15 protein-coding genes, 1 riboswitch and 1 other annotated feature are annotated in these 20,045 nt (G+C 38.2%); of the genes, 13 read left to right on the top strand and 2 right to left on the bottom strand.

From position 1 onward, the window contains the following. Window positions 1-260: 260 nt before the first annotated feature. The 5 genes from NRE15_RS01630 to NRE15_RS01650 are packed head-to-tail and all read left to right on the top strand — an operon-like array spanning window position 261 to window position 3,779. Window positions 261-620, top strand: coding sequence for a hypothetical protein (locus NRE15_RS01630; protein ID WP_313793881.1), 360 nt, complete (start codon window positions 261-263; stop codon window positions 618-620). Window positions 621-623: 3 nt separating this feature from the next. Beyond that, a complete protein-coding gene (locus NRE15_RS01635) occupies window positions 624-1,046 on the top strand; it encodes a biotin/lipoyl-containing protein (RefSeq protein ID WP_313794923.1) in 423 nt (140 codons plus the stop codon). A gap of 24 nt (window positions 1,047-1,070) precedes the next feature. Further along, window positions 1,071-2,192, top strand: coding sequence for a sodium ion-translocating decarboxylase subunit beta (locus NRE15_RS01640; protein ID WP_313793882.1), 1,122 nt, complete (start codon window positions 1,071-1,073; stop codon window positions 2,190-2,192). Between the two features lie 18 nt (window positions 2,193-2,210). Continuing rightward, window positions 2,211-2,360, top strand: coding sequence for an OadG-related small transporter subunit (locus NRE15_RS01645; protein WP_313793883.1), 150 nt, complete (start codon window positions 2,211-2,213; stop codon window positions 2,358-2,360). Window positions 2,361-2,384: 24 nt separating this feature from the next. Further along, window positions 2,385-3,779, top strand: coding sequence for an oxaloacetate decarboxylase subunit alpha (locus NRE15_RS01650; RefSeq protein WP_313793884.1), 1,395 nt, complete (start codon window positions 2,385-2,387; stop codon window positions 3,777-3,779). Between the two features lie 1,071 nt (window positions 3,780-4,850). Here the strand turns inward: NRE15_RS01650 and NRE15_RS01655 are convergent. Beyond that, on the bottom strand, window positions 4,851-5,651 hold the full coding sequence (locus NRE15_RS01655; RefSeq protein ID WP_313793885.1) for a hypothetical protein: 801 nt from the start codon (window positions 5,649-5,651) through the stop codon (window positions 4,851-4,853). A gap of 206 nt (window positions 5,652-5,857) precedes the next feature. Continuing rightward, window positions 5,858-5,951, top strand: a riboswitch (SMK box riboswitch). On the opposite strand from NRE15_RS01655, the gene metK reads away from it, so the two are divergent. Then, the gene (gene metK, locus NRE15_RS01660) at window positions 5,949-7,142 is read left to right on the top strand and encodes a methionine adenosyltransferase (protein WP_313793886.1); all 1,194 of its coding nucleotides are present in this window, start codon (window positions 5,949-5,951) and stop codon (window positions 7,140-7,142) included. It overlaps the preceding riboswitch by 3 nt. Here metK and NRE15_RS01665 read toward each other — a convergent pair. Next, the gene (locus NRE15_RS01665) at window positions 7,135-7,707 is read right to left on the bottom strand and encodes a tRNA (mnm(5)s(2)U34)-methyltransferase (RefSeq protein WP_313793887.1); all 573 of its coding nucleotides are present in this window, start codon (window positions 7,705-7,707) and stop codon (window positions 7,135-7,137) included. The genes metK and NRE15_RS01665 overlap by 8 nt on opposite strands. 147 nt (window positions 7,708-7,854) lie before the next feature. Here NRE15_RS01665 and NRE15_RS01670 point away from each other — a divergent pair, with 147 nt between their 5' ends. The 7 genes from NRE15_RS01670 to NRE15_RS01700 all read left to right on the top strand — a co-directional run bounded on the left by NRE15_RS01670 (window position 7,855) and on the right by NRE15_RS01700 (window position 19,826). Then, window positions 7,855-9,882, top strand: coding sequence for a LysM peptidoglycan-binding domain-containing protein (locus NRE15_RS01670; RefSeq protein WP_313793888.1), 2,028 nt, complete (start codon window positions 7,855-7,857; stop codon window positions 9,880-9,882). 50 nt (window positions 9,883-9,932) lie between these two features. Beyond that, window positions 9,933-10,149, top strand: a binding site (T-box leader). 393 nt (window positions 10,150-10,542) lie between these two features. Beyond that, a complete protein-coding gene (gene leuS / locus NRE15_RS01675; RefSeq protein WP_313793889.1) occupies window positions 10,543-12,960 on the top strand; it encodes a leucine--tRNA ligase in 2,418 nt (805 codons plus the stop codon). A 69-nt stretch (window positions 12,961-13,029) separates the two neighbouring features. Next, window positions 13,030-16,161, top strand: a complete 3,132-nt coding sequence (locus NRE15_RS01680; protein ID WP_313793890.1) for an oligosaccharide flippase family protein — start codon at window positions 13,030-13,032, stop codon at window positions 16,159-16,161. Further along, window positions 16,161-16,880 (top strand): pseudouridine synthase, encoded by a 720-nt coding sequence (locus tag NRE15_RS01685; RefSeq protein WP_313793891.1) that lies wholly within the window; start codon window positions 16,161-16,163, stop codon window positions 16,878-16,880. The genes NRE15_RS01680 and NRE15_RS01685 overlap by 1 nt, the downstream gene beginning before the upstream one ends. Window positions 16,881-16,896: 16 nt before the next feature. Continuing rightward, a complete protein-coding gene (gene pepV / locus NRE15_RS01690) occupies window positions 16,897-18,306 on the top strand; it encodes a dipeptidase PepV (RefSeq protein ID WP_313794924.1) in 1,410 nt (469 codons plus the stop codon). Next, window positions 18,303-19,082: a TrmH family RNA methyltransferase gene (locus NRE15_RS01695; protein WP_313793892.1), complete on the top strand. Its 780-nt coding sequence runs from the start codon at window positions 18,303-18,305 to the stop codon at window positions 19,080-19,082. The genes pepV and NRE15_RS01695 overlap by 4 nt, the downstream gene beginning before the upstream one ends. A 177-nt stretch (window positions 19,083-19,259) precedes the next feature. Beyond that, the gene (locus tag NRE15_RS01700; protein ID WP_313793893.1) at window positions 19,260-19,826 is read left to right on the top strand and encodes an HD domain-containing protein; all 567 of its coding nucleotides are present in this window, start codon (window positions 19,260-19,262) and stop codon (window positions 19,824-19,826) included. The last annotated feature ends 219 nt before the right edge of the window (window positions 19,827-20,045 follow it).

The following is a 20,045-nucleotide window of genomic DNA, read 5'->3' on the forward strand; positions in this document are numbered from 1 at the left end:
AAAGAATCATGGCAAAAATTAAAAATTTATATTGCAATGGCTGCACTGATTTATCAAGTTTACCAACTAAGTAAAGTACTAAGAGAAACCAACAAAGCAACGAATTAACACATAAACCAATCATACCATCGAAAGATGTTTGATTGGTTTTTTCAGATTGAAAAACTTTTTAATAAATATCACCTTTTGACTATGAAAATGAAGGAAGAAGCTTTATAATAAATGTAAGCGCTATTATTTATTTTAAGGAGGCATTGGAAATGGAGTGGTGGCAAAAATTTGTTAAATGGTTTCAAAAAAGTCGTGAAAAACCAAGTTCCCATAATCAGACCAAAAGTCCAGTTGATCAATTAGAACATGTCTCAGATTCGCAATGGAAGCAAGTACCCGAATATATCCCAATGGCAAATAATGATAAAGCATTAAAAGAGCGAATTAGTCTAATCGCAGCCAGTGTTGCAACATTAGATGGCAGTGATAAGCAGCTTAAAGTGACCAAAATACATACCCGCAATCCTGAGTTTTTTAAAATTGCTTTAATGGCAGCTAGCATAGCTGCTCAAGATAAACCTGATAGTCATTTTATCGTTAAGAAAATATACAAAAAACAGGAGGCATAAATGATGCTTAGAAAATTCAAAATTAAACTAAATGGTGAAGAGTATTATGTCGAAATGGAAGAGTTAGATGCACCAAATACCCAACAGCCAACCCCTTCAGTGGTTGAACCGTCCCAACCAGTGGCTCAACCCGTGGTGGAAGAAAAAGTTACACCACAAGCTCAACCTGAACCTCAACCTCAATCAACAGCATCAGCAGCTGTCATTACTGATAACACTTTAACGGCCCCTATGCCGGGGAAAATCATAAAAGTTCTACTTAAGGAAGGAACAAATGTTGAAATTAACCAACCGATAATGGTGTTAGAAGCGATGAAAATGGAAAATGAAATTGTAGCTAATAAAGCTGGTACATTAAGTAAAATTCATGTTACAGTTGGTCAATCTGTCAATGCCGGAGATGCTTTATTTACCATAGATGAGTGATTGATAATTGAAAGGATGAGTCATATGCAAACCTTAGTGCAAGGAATTTTATCCATTACATTTCCGCAAATAATCATGATTGCCATTGGACTGTTACTAATCTATTTAGGTATTTATAAAAAATATGAACCAACTTTACTCATCCCAATGGGATTTGGAACGATTCTTGTTAATTTCCCTAATACAGGTGTTTTAACGCAAGTAACGAATGGGGTTGAACAAGAAGGTATTCTGGATTTGTTGTTTAATAATGGTATTGCCAACGAGTTATTTCCTTTATTAATCTTTATTGGCATTGGGGCGATGATAGATTTCGGTCCTTTATTGAAAAATCCGGAAATGATGTTTTTTGGAGCGGCTGCGCAATTTGGGATATTTTTTACCATAATCGTGGCGGTTTTGTTTGGCTTTAATTTAGAGCAAAGTGCATCGATAGGGATGATTGGGGCAGCGGATGGCCCAAGTTCTATCTTTGTTGCCAATCAGTTAGCCCCTGATTTGTTAGGTCCAATAACCGTTGCTGCCTATTCATACATGGCATTGGTACCGATTATTCAGCCGGCCGCAATTAGATTGGTGACAACCAAAGAAGAACGTAAAATTCGTATGGAATACAAAGAATCAACAGTTTCTAAGAAAGCACGTATTTTATTTCCAATTGTCATTACCGTTATTGCCAGTCTTATCGCACCAGCAACTTCCCCATTAATTGGATTTTTAATGTTTGGTAATTTATTAAGGGAGTGTGGCGTGTTAGATCGTTTAGCTGATTCGGCACAAAATGAATTAGTTAATATTGTTAGTATCCTATTAGGGTTAGCCATTTCTGTTAAAATGGAGGCATCTATATTTTTAAATTTCCAAACAGTCATGATTATTTTGTTTGGTTTAGTTGCTTTTGTTATGGATACTATTGGCGGTGTGGTTTTTGCTAAAATATTAAATTTATTTTTGAAGGAAAAAATCAATCCAATGATTGGGGCAGCTGGAATATCTGCTTTTCCTATGTCAAGTAGAGTTGTTCAAAAAATGGCAACAGAAGAAGATCCACAGAATTTTATTTTAATGCAGGCCGTTGGAGCCAATGTATCAGGTCAAATTGCTTCTGTTATTGCAGCTGGGATAATACTCGGTTATTTTAGTTAATGAGGGGAGTTCGTGAAGATGGAAAATTTAGGAGCTGCATTTGAACTAATGTTCACAGGAATGTTTGGCATCTTTCTAGTAATCGGAGTTATTTATTTGATTGCTAAAGGATTTGCGAAATATTTTGTTGATGATAAAGATGAAGGCAATGTAAATGATGCCTTGTAGCGTTGTATGAAAGGATAGTGCATGATGACAAAAAAAATAGGAATTATGGAAACTGTCTTACGCGATGGGCAACAAAGTCAAATTGCTACGCGCATGACGATGGATGAGATGTTGCCTATTCTACCATTATTAGATGAAATTGGATTTGAAGCTCTGGAAGTTTGGGGTGGGGCAACCTTTGATGCATGTTTACGTTATTTAAATGAGGATCCTTGGGAAAGATTGCGTATTATCCGCACAAATATTAAAAACACAAAACTTCAAATGTTGCTTCGTGGACAAAATTTACTGGGATATAAACATTATCCAGATGATGTTGTGCGTGCTTTCGTTACCAAGTCCGTCGAGAATGGGATTGATGTGGTTAGAATTTTCGACGCATTGAATGATGGTCGCAATTTAATTACTTCGATTGATGCAACTAAAGAAGCAGGCGGACACGTGCAAGCAGCCATTTGTTATACGACCAGTGAGATTCATACGGTTAAGTATTTTGTTGAAAAGGCTAAAGAGTTTGTTAATTATGGGGCAGATTCAATTGCTATTAAAGATATGGCGGGGGTGTTATCACCAAAAATCAGTTATGAATTAGTTTCGGAATTACGTTCTGTTTTAGATGTTCCTATTCAAGTGCATACACATGCAACCAGTGGTATTTCAGAAATGGCTTATTTAAAGGCTGTGGAAGCTGGAGCTGATATTATTGATACGGCTATCTCTTCGTTCTCAGGAGGTACTTCTCAACCTACGACGGAGTCAATGGTAATTATTTTAGAGGAATTAGGGTATGAAACGGGGATTGATTTGGATAAGCTAGCTGAACTTGCTTTATATTTTAATAAAGTGCGTGATAAATATCGCGAGTCAGGTCAATTAAATCCAAAAGTTAAAGATATTGATCCTAAATCTCTGATATATCAAGTGCCTGGAGGAATGTTATCTAATTTGTTAAGTCAACTCAAGGAGCAAGGGCTAGAAAGTAGATATGAAGAAGTGCTTCTTGAAGTACCGCGTGTTAGAGCCGATTTAGGCTACCCACCATTAGTTACCCCCTTATCACAAATGGTGGGAACACAAGCTTTGATGAATGTTGTCAGCGGTGAACGATACAAACTAATACCCAACGAAATTAAAGATTACGTAAAAGGTTATTATGGGCAACCACCCATTGAAATTAGTGAGGAAATTTCTAAGAAAATCATTGGTGATAGTGAAGTGATTACCGTTCGACCAGCGGATTTATTAGAGGATCAAATGGAACAACTTACCCAAGAAATCTCTGACTATGCTAAATCGCCTGAAGATGTCCTAAGCTATGCCTTGTTTCCTCAACAAGCGAGAGATTTTTTAGGTAGGCGAGAAGATCCTTACTATGATGTGCCTCTACAAACGATTGATCTAACCATTAATACTTTGTAGTTTGATTATGAAAAGATTTTTATAATAAAGCCGTAAGCAACTCATTCTGTTCAGAGATGCTTACGTTTTTTTTTATGGTTGAATGTGGGGGGATGTAGGTGGGATGTGATGTGGGGAGGAGCCGCACAACTTTATTAGAGTTAGTGGATAGGAAAGGGCTGGTATTTTGACTAGCTATCACTACCAGTTCAGCCCAACCGCCAGAGAACCAGTTGAGAGGCGGATGGTAGCTCCCAACTGCCTGTGAGCGTAAGTGGAAAGTGAAGAACCTGGTGATTTAAACGACAGCATTGTGGCAGATAAAATATTGCTTATTGTTGGTGAAGCTAGTGTATCACTTCTCCAGCAATTAAATATAGTGGCGAAGTTAATATACCCCCTTGTCATAAACCAAAGTAAGCCTAAGTTGAAGAACTTATCTTCTTCCATTTTGCGGATTATCTTTAATTGACGGCTTATTGTCATGAGGGAAAATCTGAGTGACAATGGGGCGGCTTATTGTCATGAGGGAAAATCTGAGTGACAATGGGGCGGCTTATTGTCATGGGAGAAAATCTGAGTGACAATGGGACGGCTTATTGTCATAAGAAAAAATCTGAGTGACAATGGGGCGGCTTATTGTCATGGGAGAAAATCTGAGTGACAATGGGACGTCTTATTGTCATTGGGGAAAATCTGAGTGACAATGGGACAGCTTATTGTAAGTGGGAAGTGAGGAACCGTCAAATCTCAGCTTATTCGGCGGGCACTTTTAGCTAGTTTCAACGGACTTCCATTACCCGTTTACGAGAATTAGTTGCTTGATGTCAGATTCTTGAGTTTCTGACGGGAAATTAGGTGTTTGGCGTCAGATTCTTGAGTATCTGACGGGAAATTAGGCGTTTGGCGTCAGATTAGCTTTATTTAACGTTCGCTCACCTCCAGCTTACATCCCAACCGCCAGAGAGCAACATGAGAGGCGGATGGCCACCCCCATCCGCCAGAGAGCAACATGAAAGGCGGATGGTCACCTGCGACCACCCGCCTATAGATAAATCAAAGCTTTATCCGAAATAATTGATTGATATTCAATTAATACAAGTAACTTAAAGCATAAACTAGATTAAAAATCAGCATGACGGATGAAAAATAATTGATTTTGTTTTGTGCTTGGTGAACTTTGTCGGTAGAGACTAAAAGAGGCAGGATTAATGCTAAACTGACTATGACTAACAGAATTTGAGTTAAATAATAAGATTGACTGGGTAAAGAAAAATAGACGGCTAAGGCTATAGCAACCATACATAAACCGATGCTTAATTTATTAAACAGGCTATTAGAGTATGCATCAGTTTGTTTGGCAATTATGCCTCGTAGGGTAGATTGTTCTAACTGTAAACCAGCATTAAAAATAACTAAAGGTAACAATGAATATAAGAAATCATTAGATACCGTTTGCGTTTGTGTGTAAAAAGCAATTGTTTGTAAAACAAAACTATTAAAAAAAACATTTAACACAAAATGATAAAAGGTGCGTGTAAAATCAAAGGGGAAGTATTGTATATGGATAAAGATTAAATAAAGGATGAGTAATAGGTTGATAATCCAATGTTGTCTAACAATAAAGATAATACTAAAGGCAATTAAGAGCAATTCTAAAACAATAATTATCATAGCAGACGATGATTGTACTTCTTGCTTAGCAAATCGAATAAAGAAATATTGATCGATTAATTGCGTGCATAAAACAATCAAATACAGAAGAAAAAAATCGAGCCAGTTAAATTGTTGTGTGTTAGTAATGCTAACAATCGATCCAAAGAAAATATATGAAAATGGAGCTGCAATGATTTTAAGTAAAGGATGTTGCAGAAGTTTTATAAGTGGTTTCATTTAACAAGTACCTTTCATACGAACAATTGATTTTTTATTAAATATGACTGTATTTTATAGTAAAGGAATCTGTCATGATAATCAACAATTAGAAAACTTCTTTAATCAGATTGTAAGATTTCAAGCGACTATTTTTTAATTTATACACTAGAAAAAATTGATTTAGTAGATTTTTGTTTTAAAGCGATGCTTTTTTGGTATAATCTACATGTTACAATTAGCAATTCCCGATAGGGTTTAATTCCAATTGAATTTTACATGCCTTGTAACCGTATAGAAAAGAGGGGGAATTTATTAATGGAAGAAAAAAGATTATTTACATCAGAATCGGTGACTGAAGGTCATCCAGATAAATTAGCCGACCAAATAAGCGATGCCGTACTTGATGCCATTTTAGCTCAAGACCCGTACGCACGCGTTGCCTGCGAAACAGTTGTTAATACTGGAATGGTCTTGGTTTTTGGTGAAATTACAACGTCAGCACAAGTTGATATCCAAAAAATAGTTCGTAAAAAAATTGCAGAAGTAGGCTATGTTGGTGGAAAATATGGCTTTGATGCGGATAATGTGGCCGTTTTGGTTGCTTTAGATGAACAATCAGCGGATATTGCCCAAGGGGTTGATCAAGCCTTAGAAACGCGAGGGACTGATTCCGCACAAGAAATCGGCGCTGGTGATCAAGGGTTAATGTTTGGTTACGCAACAAATGAAACCAAGCAAATGATGCCGTTAGCTATAGAATTAAGTCATTTATTAGCCAGACAACTTGCGCATGTCCGTAAAAACGGTCCACTTTATTATCTTGGGCCAGATGGCAAGACGCAAGTCACCATCGAATATGATGAAAATAACCAGGTGAAACGAATTGATAATCTGGTTATTAGCGCACAACACAGCGCCGACATTGAACTGGATCAATTAAAAGACGACATCATAACTCACGTTATTAAACCAGTGATAGCTAATAGTTGGTTAGATGATGAGACGAAATATTTTATCAATCCAACGGGACGCTTTATTATTGGGGGACCAGTTGGCGATTCTGGGTTGACCGGACGCAAAATAATTGTTGACACATACGGAGGTTTTGCTCACCATGGTGGGGGAGCTTTTTCAGGTAAAGATGCAACCAAAGTCGACCGTTCTGCTTCTTATGCAGCCCGTTATATTGCAAAAAATATCGTTGCGGCGGGACTGGCCGATCGTTGCGAAATCCAAATTGCGTATGCCATTGGAGTAGCTGAACCTGTTTCGATAACCATTAATACATTTGGCACCAGTGCGTTAAAAGATAGCCAATTGACTCAAATTGTTCGGCAATTATTTACCTTAACACCTAATGGGATTATTAACATGCTAGGGCTACGTGAACCTATATTTGCTCAAACAGCAGCTTATGGTCATTTCGGTCGCTATGATGTCGATTTGCCATGGGAAAGAACGGATCGAATAGACGAACTTATAACAGCGGCTCAACAATTTATCAAATAGTTTTTTCGATAATAATGACAAAGGGCGGGTTATTTATTTGATTGATAAATTGGTATTGTAAAATTTGAAACGTCTCTTGAGGCCATTGCGAAAGCTCTTCAAGTAGACGGACTTTTTCAATCTGACCCGCTTGATGACCAGGGTAAACAACTAGGATAATTTTTCCGTTCTTAACTAAATACCCCTGCATTTTTTCTAAGGCTTGAATCGTTGAGTCGGCTTGTGTTGTTATTTGATGGTTTCCTTTTGGTAAATAACCCAAATTAAATATCGCACCCTGTAAGCTTGCGTCAATCGCTAAGTATTGATCGACGTTAGCATGTGAATCGCCTATTAATTGATAGCGATGGGCAGCGATATTTAGTTGGGTTATTTTTGTTTGGGATGTTTGAAGGGCTTGGGGTTGAATGTCAAAAGCTAGTAGGGTGCCAGTGAATTTGGGGTGTTTTAGGATATGAATGGCGTCATTGCCGTTACCAAGGGTAGCGTCGATGAAGAGTCCGTTTGGGAATTGTTCAATAAGTTCGTTCAGCATGGTGTGCGAATAGTTGATAGCGTTTTGCATGGAAGCTCCTTTATGTTACGTTTTAATGACAATTATTACTTTTATTAAATGTATAATAAAAGACAAACAAATATGGTTTTTTTATGAATTTATTTTATATAATTAGTGAACGAGATACAAATTTTTTGATATTGGGAGGAAATTTAATTGAGTCTTAAACGTCAAGATATCATTAATTCTAAAAATGCGCTTAAAAAACAGCATTACACTAAACAATTAATGACTACCATGAATAAAAGTCTAGTGTTACTAAGTGCGGGTGTTGTTTTAAGTCAAGCGGCAGCTATTCCCACATCCGTTGAGGCTAATGATTCTGTATTTACTACACGAGTGAGTAAATCTACTTTCTTGGACACGATATCTGAGCATGCGCGAACAATTGCGGCACAAAATGACTTATATGCATCAGTTATGATTGCTCAAGCTGCTTTAGAAACTGGTTGGGGAAATAGTACATTAGCTCAGGCACCTTATAATAATTTGTTTGGGATTAAAGGGAATTACAACGGGAATTCTGTCAGTATGAACACGCTAGAAGATGATGGTTCAGGGTCTTATTATGGAATCGTTGATTCATTTAAAGTCTATCCATCCATTGCAGAATCACTGGCGGATTATGCCGATGTATTAATAGGGACGGGTTCAGAATGGCGTGCGAATTTTTACGCTGGGGCACTTTATAGTAATACAACGAGTTATCAAGATGCCACAGCACACTTAACGGGTCGGTATGCAACAGATACCTCGTACGGTACAAAATTAAATGCTATCATATCACAAAACAACTTAACACAATATGATATGGTTCGCAATACAACGCCTTCGACACCAGAAGTTCCAGATACTGATACCACAGCACCTGAAGTTCCAGATAATAACACCACAACGCCAACAACCGGTTCAACTTATCGCGTAGTAGCGGGTGACACATATTGGGCTTTAGCTAAACGCTTCGGTTTGACCGTAGCTGCCTTACAACAAGCCAATAATGCGACCAATTCAAACTTATCGATTGGTATGTCACTGAATATTCCTGCCTCTGGTTCTAACCAAGGGGGGAATGAAGCGACAACGCCGGTTGAAACACCAAAACCAGAAGAAACACCAAAACCAACAACGCCGACGCCAGAAGAAACACCTTCAACGCCGGATACGACCAACACGTATGTTGTTAAAGCAGGTGACACTTACTGGGCACTATCTAAACGTTTTGGAACAAGCGTGGCTGATTTATTATCGTTAAATGCTACGACTTCGAGTGCCTTAAGAGTGGGTCAAACAATTAAAGTAACAGGTCAAACTACAACGACCCCACCAAAAGAGTCTACAAATGAAAATAATAACGCGAATAATGGAAACAATTCAGGCACACAGCCAACAGCGAATGCTTATACGGTAAAAGCAGGCGATACTTATTGGGCATTAGCCCAACGATTTGGTGTCAGTGTTGCTAGTCTTCAACAACTGAATGGTACAACATCTAGTGCGTTACGCGTGGGGCAATCTTTAAAAGTTCCTAGTTCAACCGTGGCTAATAATGCGAATTCAAATTCAAATTCAAATCCGAATTCGAACGGAGCGAATAATAGCCATTCATCAAATACTAACCAACAAGAATCATCGAATAACGTAACAGCGGGATCTTATGTTGTACAAGCAGGCGATACTTATTGGGCACTAGCAAAACGCTATAATACCACAGTTGCAGCTTTACAAAGTTTGAATAATGCAAAAAATTCAAACTTAGCGATTGGACAATCTTTGGTTGTTCCTGGTCAAACAGCAACCGTGACAAGCTCTACGGTAGAAACGATGAGTACGTTAGCAGCTAATGAAACGCCTGCGGAAGTTGAAACAATTAAAGAAAATATCACTGAAGTAGAAGTTACTGAAGTTATTACTAATGAAAGTGACGCCGAAAAAGAAGTTATTTCTGAAACAATAACCGAATTAGACGTACCAGAAGTCGAAACGCCTACTGAAGTTACAACACCTACAGAAGTCGTTGAAGAGATTATTGAACCTGCTGAAGAAGAAACGACTGTTTCACAACACCAAGTTAAAGCTGGCGAAACTTTGTATTCAATCGCTCAACACTATCAAGTGAGTGTTAGTGAATTAATCGCAAACAACGGTGGAACCTTAATTCGTATCGGACAAGTCATCACTTGGTAAGCAAAACTTGCTACTTAAGTCAATAAATGTTATTGTTAATACATAATTAAATAATAAACTGTTGTAGAAATAGTAGGAAGTTATCCGGTGGTAGAGAGCTTATGTTTGGTGAAAATAAGTCTGGAGACCTTTTGAACTCATCTATGTTAGGCTATTTTGAACTCTAAGTAGAAATAGACGCTTAAGCTGTGTTAAAAGCAAATGAGGTAAATAATAACTCGATTATTTACAAACATAGGTGGTACCGTGCCATATAGCGCCCTATATTATTTAGTTAAACTAGGTAATATAGGGCTTTTTTTATTTTTTTATGAGACACACAGAAGTGTGGCGCAAACGCGTATATGGAAACGACAAAAGGCTATACGCGAATCGCAAACGCGTATATGGAAACCATAAAAGGCTATACGCGAATGATAAACGCGTATATGGAAACCGTAAAAGGCTATACGCGAATCGCAAACGCGTATATGGAAACGACAAAAGGCTATACGCGAATCGCAAACGCGTATATGGAAACCATAAAAGGCTATACGCGAATGATAAACGCGTATATGGAAACCGTAAAAGGCTATACGCGAATCGCAAAAACTCTGTCACTAACACGCAATACACAAGCATTAAACCAAAAATACACATTTATTTTATGGAGGAAGAAAAATGACTTTTCAACATCGCATGATTGAAACAAAATGGCAAAAATATTGGGCAGATAATCATACCTTTAAAACACAAGATCGTGGTGTCGATTATCCGTCATATTATGTTTTGGATATGTTCCCTTATCCCTCTGGAAAAGGCTTACATGTCGGTCATGCTGAAGGCTATACGGCAACCGATATTATTGCACGGATGAAACGGGCACAAGGCTTTGATGTCTTGCATCCGATGGGATGGGATGCCTTTGGTTTACCTGCGGAACAGTACGCATTAGACACTGGAAATGACCCAGCGGTATTTACTGAAGAGAATATTCAGAATTTTAAACGCCAAATCAATGCCTTGGGCTTCTCTTATGATTGGGACCGTGAAATAAATACCACCGACCCTGAGTTTTACAAGTGGACCCAATGGATTTTCACGAAGTTGTTTGAGAAAGGCTTAGCTTATCAAACGGATGTGATGGTTAACTGGTGTCCTGCTTTGGGGACGGTGTTGGCTAATGAAGAAGTAGTGGATGGCGTTAGTGAGCGGGGCGGGCATCCCGTTTTTCGTAAGCCGATGCGCCAATGGGTTTTGAAAATTACCGCCTATGCCGATCGTCTATTGGAAGATTTGGAGGACTTGGATTGGCCTGAAAGTATTAAAGAAATGCAAAGAAATTGGATTGGAAAATCTGAAGGTGCCTTAGTTAATTTTCAAGTCGTAGGGCAAGAACAAGTGATTCAAACCTATACAACCAGACCGGATACTTTGTTTGGGACGTCCTATATTGTCGTGGCACCTGAAAGTGAAATGGCAAAATCATTGATTACGCCCGACCGTGAAGAAGAAGTTTTGGCCTATATTAATCAGGTAGAATCTAAATCTGAACTTGAAAGAACTTCGTTGACCAAAGAAAAAACTGGGGTATTTTCGGGTTCTTATGTCGTCAACCCTGCCACCCAAGAAGAAATCCCTGTTTGGATTGCAGAATATGTTATCGCGTCCTATGGGACAGGTGCAGTAATGGGGTCAGCGGCTCACGATAGCCGGGACTTTGAGTTTGCCACCAAATTTGGTTTGCCCATTATTCCCATCATTGAACAAGGTGATAACGACTTACCATACCTAGAAGATGGGGTGCATATCAATTCTGATTTTCTTAATGGTTTAAAAACAGATGAAGCCTTGAAAGTTATGATTGATTGGTTAGAGGAAAATGGTTATGGTGAACGACAAATTAATTATCGTTTGCGTGACTGGGTCTTTTCGCGTCAACGCTATTGGGGTGAACCCATCCCTGTTATTCATTGGGAAGATGGGACAACAACGGCACTTTCTGAAGAAGAATTGCCTTTATTGTTGCTTAAAACGGATAAAATCCAACCTAGCGGGACGGGTGAATCGCCATTGGCTAATATTGATGAATGGGTGAATGTGGTGGATGAAAAGACGGGCATGAAAGGACGTCGCGAAACCAATACGATGCCACAATGGGCTGGTTCTTCTTGGTATTTCTTGCGTTTTATGGATAACACGTCAAAAACAGCCTTAGTATCGAAGGAAGCTATTGATAAATGGCACAATGTCGATTTGTATATTGGTGGGGCTGAACATGCTGTTCTCCATTTGTTGTATGCTCGTTTCTGGCATAAATTCCTTTATGATTTGGGCATTGTTGACACTAAAGAACCTTTCCAAAAATTATTTAATCAAGGGATGATTTTGGGGGATAACAATGAAAAAATGTCTAAATCGAAAGGCAATATTGTTAATCCGGATGATGTCATTAATGACTATGGCGCAGATACTTTGCGGCTTTATGAAATGTTTATGGGACCATTAGATGCTTCTATTGCTTGGAGTGAAAATGGTTTAGAAGGTAGTCGGCGTTTCCTTGATCGCGTATGGCGTCTGTTTGTTAATGAGGACACACAAACCTTAAATGATACGATACAAGTTAGTGATAACAAAAAACTAGAGCGTGTTTATCATCAAACGGTCAAAAAAGTCACTCAGGATTATGAACAACTTCACTTTAATACAGCTATTTCACAACTGATGATTTTCTTGAATGAAGCAAAAAATGAAACAATTATCCCAATGGAGTATGCTAAAGGTTTTGTTAAATTGTTAGCTCCCATCGCTCCTCATTTGATGGAGGAAATTTGGTCATTATTAGGTGAAACAAGCAGCGTTTCCTTAGCAGAATGGCCAACATATGATGAAGCACTCACGGTTGATGATCAAATTGAAATTGTTATTCAAGTGAATGGAAAAGTAAAAGTTAAAAAGATGATTGATAATAATCTTTCAAAAGAAGCGATGGAAAAGATTGCTTTAGAAGATTCAACGATCCAAAGCGAAATTAATAATAAAACCATTCGTAAAATCATTGCCGTTCCAAATAGATTAGTGAATATTGTAGCTAATTAATAACAATTAGTCATTAAAATAAGGTATACTAACATTAGATAACTTTTGTCTGTAAGGAGATGATACAGCATGCGCAATAATTTTAATTCACAAGATGACGAATCTGATTTAGAGAAAACGATTCAATTTACTGAAGATGATTTAAAGCAATTACGCAGTCCAAATCGTCAACCGTTGGATGGGGACTATTTTACGAATAGTCAATCAACGAAAGATGACGATGATAATAGGCAAGATAATTCAGTATTTGAGTCGGATAAAGAAGAAGAATGGGAAGCCGATTCACCGCTTGCTTCAAACTTTGAAAATGAGGCAGAAAATGAGGAAGACCTCTATGAGGATGAACTTTTGGATGATTCCTATGATGAAGCGTACTATACGATGGATTCAACTGATGATGAACCTATAGAAAGAACCACAGATACTGAACCACAACCCTTAGGAAAGAGTGTGGATTGGGATCATGGCTTTATTGATGAAGCTTCCCTAGATGAAGAATCACAGATGGGTGATTGGGATAATGAAGTACTAGAACATCCTTCTGATGAAGTAACCCCTTCTGAATCAGATGCAGCCGATGTCTCTGAACCAGAGGAAAATCCGTTCGTTTACCACTCCATCAGAAATAAATTAAAAGAATCAATTGAAGAAGAAAAGACACAAGATTTTAAAGAAAGAGAAGAACGTAAGAAAAACAGTTTCTTTAAAACCCTCTTCTCAAAAGAAGATGAGGTCCGCTACAGTACACACGAATTAGATGATTTAGACGACTATAATCAATTCAATTCGGAAACCGAAGACTTAGACGAGATATCCGAAGAAGCAACACCTGAATATGATGTGTTTGAAGAAACTGAAGCCGTAGCAGAACCAGAAACCGAAACCGAGACACCTGTGTACAATGAAGATGCCGTTACGATTGATGATTATGAAGAAGATATTTATAGTCAGGTTTCGGCAGCAAACACCGATTTTCAAATGGATGATTTTTTAGATGAAGAGCCCATCGATGAGCCAGCAGGTAATCAAAAACCGTCATTTTTCAGCCGCGTTTTTAAACCGACCCCGACGTCCAGTGAAGATGACAATGAACCTATAAAAGAGGAAGTCAGCGAGGACGACATCAGCATCGATATTGAAGTCGAAACGTCGGAACTATCAGCAGATACCCCTCAACCACAGGAAAAAATGCCACGTAAAGGCAAAAAGGCAAAAAAGAAAAAGAGAAGAAAACAACAACCCCCTCAAATAAATACCTCTGAACCAACACCTGAGGGTGAGCCTGAACTGACTCCGGAAGTAGAAGATGGCGAAACAGATGACTTTGAAACAGATTCAGCGGTAGTACAAGAGGAAGTTTTAGCAGACATTGACAATGACAATGACTTTGACACCTATCCCAGCGATGAAGATGAAATCCAAACAGATGAAGCTGACGATTTAAGTCAACAAGCTAAAGCCTATGGTGAAAAAGTGAGTCAAGCGACCGCTCAATATAGCGAACCATTAATTACTGACCAAAGTTTAAGTGAAGTAAGAGGGCAAGATGATCTAACGATTGAATCAAAAGCTGAAGATCAAATTGAAACCAACTTTACTAAAGGCGCTGCTTGGTTATCCATTGGTAATATCGTCTCAAGAATTATTGGTGCCCTATATGTTATCCCATGGGCCAGTATGTTTGGCGAGGACTATACGCGAGCCAATACACTCTATAGTGTCGGTTATAAACCATATTCCTTGTTCTTAGCCATTGCCACAGCAGGATTCCCAAGTGCTATTGCTAAACAAATGTCATTTTACCATTCGAAGAAAGAATATCGGGTAGCCGATAAGTTGTTTAAAAATAGTATGTATATCATGATAGGAACAGGTTTAGTTTCGGCCTTAATCTTATACATTGCGGCACCATTCTTATCAAGTATGTCAGCAACCGATGACCCAGCCGCTGGAACAATCGTTATTCGTTCTCTGACACCAGCTTTATTGATTTTACCGGCCATGAGTTTATTAAGAGGTTACTTCCAAGGTTTCGATGATATGATACCTACGGCTGTATCACAAATACTTGAACAGTTTGTTAGAGTCATCTACTTATTAGTTGCTACCTATGCCATTATGCAAGTGTTATCGGGTACGGTAACAACAGCGGTAGCTCATTCAACCTTTGCAGCTTTTGTAGGTGCCTTAGTTTCACTCTTGTATTTACTGTTTGTCTATTGGCGTAAACGGCCGCTGATTAAGGAATTAATTAAAGAATCAGCTGATAATATTGAGTTAGACTTTAAACAAAGCGGTAAAATAATGATTATGGATAGTATTCCATTTGTTATTTTAGGTTCAGGTATCATACTTGCACAAATTGTTGACACTTACTCATTTAGACAAATTATCCAAGCAACTTCGACCATGTTATTAAGTGAAATTAGTGAGTTATATGGTGTTTTAAGTCTCGATGTGGACAAATTAGTGATGATTATCATTTCACTAGCTATCGCCATTGCATCTTCATCCGTACCATCGGTGACCAGTTTGTTTGCACAAAAAGATTATCCAAGAACGAGTCGTCTAATTCAAAATATTGTGACTGTCTTTTCCTTTGTTATGTTACCCGCTGCGGTAGGATTAGCTAGTATAGCCAACAATATGTATTTCTTCTTCTACCCAATGGGGAATGAACAAGGTCCAACCATTTTAGTCCTTGGAGCTTACCTAAGTATTGTTTTAGGTGCTTATACGATTCTTTCGACGATTTTACAATCAATGAATTTTAGAAGAGTTGCGGTTAAATATTTACTAATTGGTTTATTAATAAAAGTGGTTTTACAATTCCCGTTTGTGTCACTATTACATGCTAATGGAGCCCAATTAGCTACCTTATTTGCGTTCTTATTTACAACTGCCTTTATGTGGATTAAGATCCATCGGACAATCATTATCGACTATGCGTCTTTAGCTAAAGATTTAGTTGTCATTGTGGTGAGTACGGCCCTAATGGGTATTTCTACATCCTTATGGAATACTGTTTTAGATATGTTGTTTGGACCTGTAGGACGCTTATTAACATTTGTCAAAATTCTCATTGTTGTCCTAATTGGTATGTTTATTTACTTAGGCATTATGGCTTTATTTGGTAAATTAAATATCATATTAGGTTCACGGTTCAAATCATTACAAGATAAATTGCAGGTGTTTTATTAATGCGGATTGATCGTTTTTTAGCTAATGAAGGCTTAGGATCACGAAAAGAAGTTAAACAACTCATAAAGGCTGGATTAGTTAAAATTAATCATCAACTAGTTGAGTCACCCAATCAGCAATTGTCTGTTGAAACAGATGAAGTGTCAGTGAACGACCATATTATTGCCTATCAACCTTATGTTTATATCATGTTAAATAAGCCGCAAGATGTGGTTAGTGCCACCCAAGACAAATTGCATCCAACGGTGATTGATTGCTTAGATGGTAGCTATGGTCATTTAGAATTATTTCCCGTCGGTCGATTAGATATCGATACGACGGGGTTGCTATTACTCACTAACGATGGGAAATTAGCTCACCAACTTTTAGCACCCAAAAATAAAGTGCCTAAAACCTATGCGGCTACCATTAAAGGTCAAGTTAACGAACAAGATAAACTAGCCTTTGAACATGGTTTAGATTTAGGGGATTTTGTCACTCAACCTGCTAACTTACAAATTTTGGCTTTTGATGAAGTGACCAATCACACACTAATCCAAACCACCATCATTGAAGGCAAATTTCATCAAGTCAAACGAATGTTTCAAAAAGTCGGGAAAGAAGTGATCCAACTGAAACGGATTAGCATGGGGTCTCTGGTTCTTGACGAACGTTTAGCAGAAAGTGAATGGCGCGAATTAAGCCCTTCAGAACTTCAACATTTAATGCAAGATATGTAGTTACAAGAGGAGGAATATAATGGTTAATTGGTTAGAAGAAGTAGAAAAAAGACAAGAGGCATTAATCGATGATTTATTCCGTTTATTAAGAATTGATTCTGTCCGTGATGATGCTAAAGCAACGCCGGAAGCACCCGTTGGGCCTGGACCTAAAGCTGCTTTAGAAGAGTTTTTGAAAATGGCTCAAGAAGATGGTTTTGAAACCAAACAATTTGGACCTTGGGCTGGACGGATTGAAATAGGTTCAGGTGATGAATTGATGGGGATTTTAGGTCATGTGGATGTTGTCCCGGCAGGTAGCGGTTGGGAAACTGATCCTTTTGAACCTGTTATAAAAGACGACCGCATTTATGCTAGAGGTTCTAGTGATGATAAGGGTCCAACGGTAGCAGCTTATTTTGCTATTAAAATATTACGTGAATTAGGCGTTGAATTTAATAAGCGTGTGCACCTCATTGTGGGGACGGATGAAGAGAGTGGTTGGCAATGTATGGACTACTACTTCAAAGAAGCTGAAATGCCTGATTTTGGTTTTTCACCGGACGCGTCTTTCCCAATTATTAATGGTGAAAAAGGGAATACATCAGCGATATTTACTTTTCCTAAACCTGAAGAAACAGCGATGGGTTATACGTTAGTTCAATTTAAAGCGGGTTTACGTCCAAATATGGTGCCGGAAGATGCTAAAGCGGTCATCGAAGGCTCTAATTTAGAATTTATCCAAGAGGCTTTTGATACCTTCATTGGCCAACAAGAGGATGTTACAGGCGAATCAACACTTACAGACAATTCCATTGAATTAACCGTTTATGGTAAATCCGCCCATGGTTCAACTCCAAGTAAAGGAATCAATGCGGCTACGTATTTAGCAACGATTTTACAAAAATTTGAATTTAATAGCCAATCAGCCGGAGATTTCGTGCATTTAATCGGTCAATTATTGCATCAAAATTTTGACGGTTCTAAATTAGGTGTCGACCATCATCATGATGTGATGGGGGACGTCAGCATGAATGTGGGTATCGTTAATTTTGACCGCCTTACTGGGGGGAGTATTAACGCTAATTTTCGTTATCCCGAAGGGACTGACCCTGAAACGATGTTAAGTCAAATTTTAACGGCAGTTGAAGGTTTTGACGTTGAAGTTAAAATGACGGATGCTAAGGAACCGCACTATGTACCGGCGACTGATCCCTTAGTTGAGACTTTATTAGATGTTTACCATACACAAACAGGCTTTGAAGCGCATGAACAAAGTATTGGTGGCGGGACTTATGGACGCTTAATGCCACGCGGTGTTGCTTACGGTGCTTTATTCCCCGACTCCATTGACACTATGCACCAAGCCAATGAATTTTTAGCAATTAAAGACTTAACCCGTGCAACGGCTATTTATGCTGAAGCCATTTACCGTTTAACCCGATGAAACCATTAGAAGTAACGATTAAGTCTAAACAAAATCAACAACTAAAAGCTTGGCGCAAATTAAAAACCAGTAAAGGTAGACAAAAAGCTCAACGTTATTTGATTGAAGGTTGGCATTTAGTTGAAGAGGCGATATTATCAAAGGCTGCGATTGATAAAATTATTGTGAGTGAGGCTAATTTAGCCCTGTTTAACGAAACATTTCCTACCCTTAATCATCCCATCGAAGTCTTAGCCGACTTTTTAGTGGCTGATTTAGCTGAAACCGAAACGTCACAAGGAATCTTTGCAGTCCTTGCCATGGCAACCGCTAAGGAAAGCTGGCAACCCCTCGCCAATAAATATCTCCTTATTGACCAAGTGCAAGATCCAGGCAATTTAGGGACCCTTATTCGAACGGCTGATGCAGCAGGTTTTGATGGAATTATCATCGGCGACGGTACAGTTGACATGTATAACGATAAAGTTATTCGTGCGACCCAAGGATCGTTGTGGCATTTAGATATACAACAAATGGCGTTAGAAAAAGCCATCCCACTTTTACAAACACATGCCGTTCCAGTTTTAGCTACGGCCCTGTATCAAAAGGCGATTGATTATCGCACCCTTGATAAAACAAACCCTAAAGTGGCTATCATTGTCGGTAATGAAGGTCGTGGTGTACAACCAACTATATTGGAGCAAGCCGACCACTTAATCTACATACCGATGTATGGAAAGGCTGAATCTTTGAATGTTGCGATTGCAGCGGCTATTTTAATGTTTCATTTTGTCTGATAATAAGTGCCAACCAAGCCAGCCGTCCGAAATGGGTATAATAGTCTAAAATGAAGCGCTTTCTGTAAAATGTTGACATAATTTTTAATTAATTCTTTACATTATATTCACATTTAATTTACAATAGAGAAGTATAATAAGAGACAAAAAGTTGAAAAATGTGGAGGAATGCTGTTAATGACGACTAAATGGCAATCAGATGCTGACTATCTATTATTAATAGAAGATTTAATGGAAACTGTAGACGTTCAAAGATTGGAGTCTTTCGTACACCATAAAGTGACTAATCGATTAGCTCATTCACTCTCAGTTTCATACCGAAGCTATCGTTGGGCCAAACGTTTAAATTTGGACACACGGGCAATCGCCAGAGCGGGATTGTTACATGACCTATTCTTTTATGAAGGCTGTGACAAACACGAAGTAGGTGGTAAAGGGCATAACTATGAGCATCCAAGAATTGCTTTAGCTAATGCATTAAAAATTACGGAATTAAGTGATAAAGAACAAGATATTATCGTTAAACATATGTTTGGAACAACCCTAGCTGCCCCTAAGTATGCTGAAAGTTTTATCGTAAGTTTGATTGATAAACAATGTTCTATCATGGAAGTTACCGGTGGACTTAAAGATCTTCTCGTGAATAAATACCACACGGCAACGTCGTTTTTTTCACGGCGCTTAGCTTATAGTGCTGCTAACTATAACAACCAAAATCAATCCTATATGGATATTGACGAATAAGCTTTATCCAGTTATACTAAATGAACAATTGAATACCAAGCAATGATGAAAACCAGCTGAAATGCTACCAACAGGGAAACTTAGCCTAGACTGAAACTAAGTTATATCAGTCATTTTAGCGATTCATTTTCGGAGCTTATCTGTTAAAAATTAGTTTTAATTTGAAAAGGATACCGCTATTCACGGTTATGAAATTCGAGTGCTAAAATCATTCACATG

This window comes from Fundicoccus culcitae, from assembly GCF_024661895.1.
Taxonomy (GTDB): domain Bacteria; phylum Bacillota; class Bacilli; order Lactobacillales; family Aerococcaceae; genus Fundicoccus_A; species Fundicoccus_A culcitae.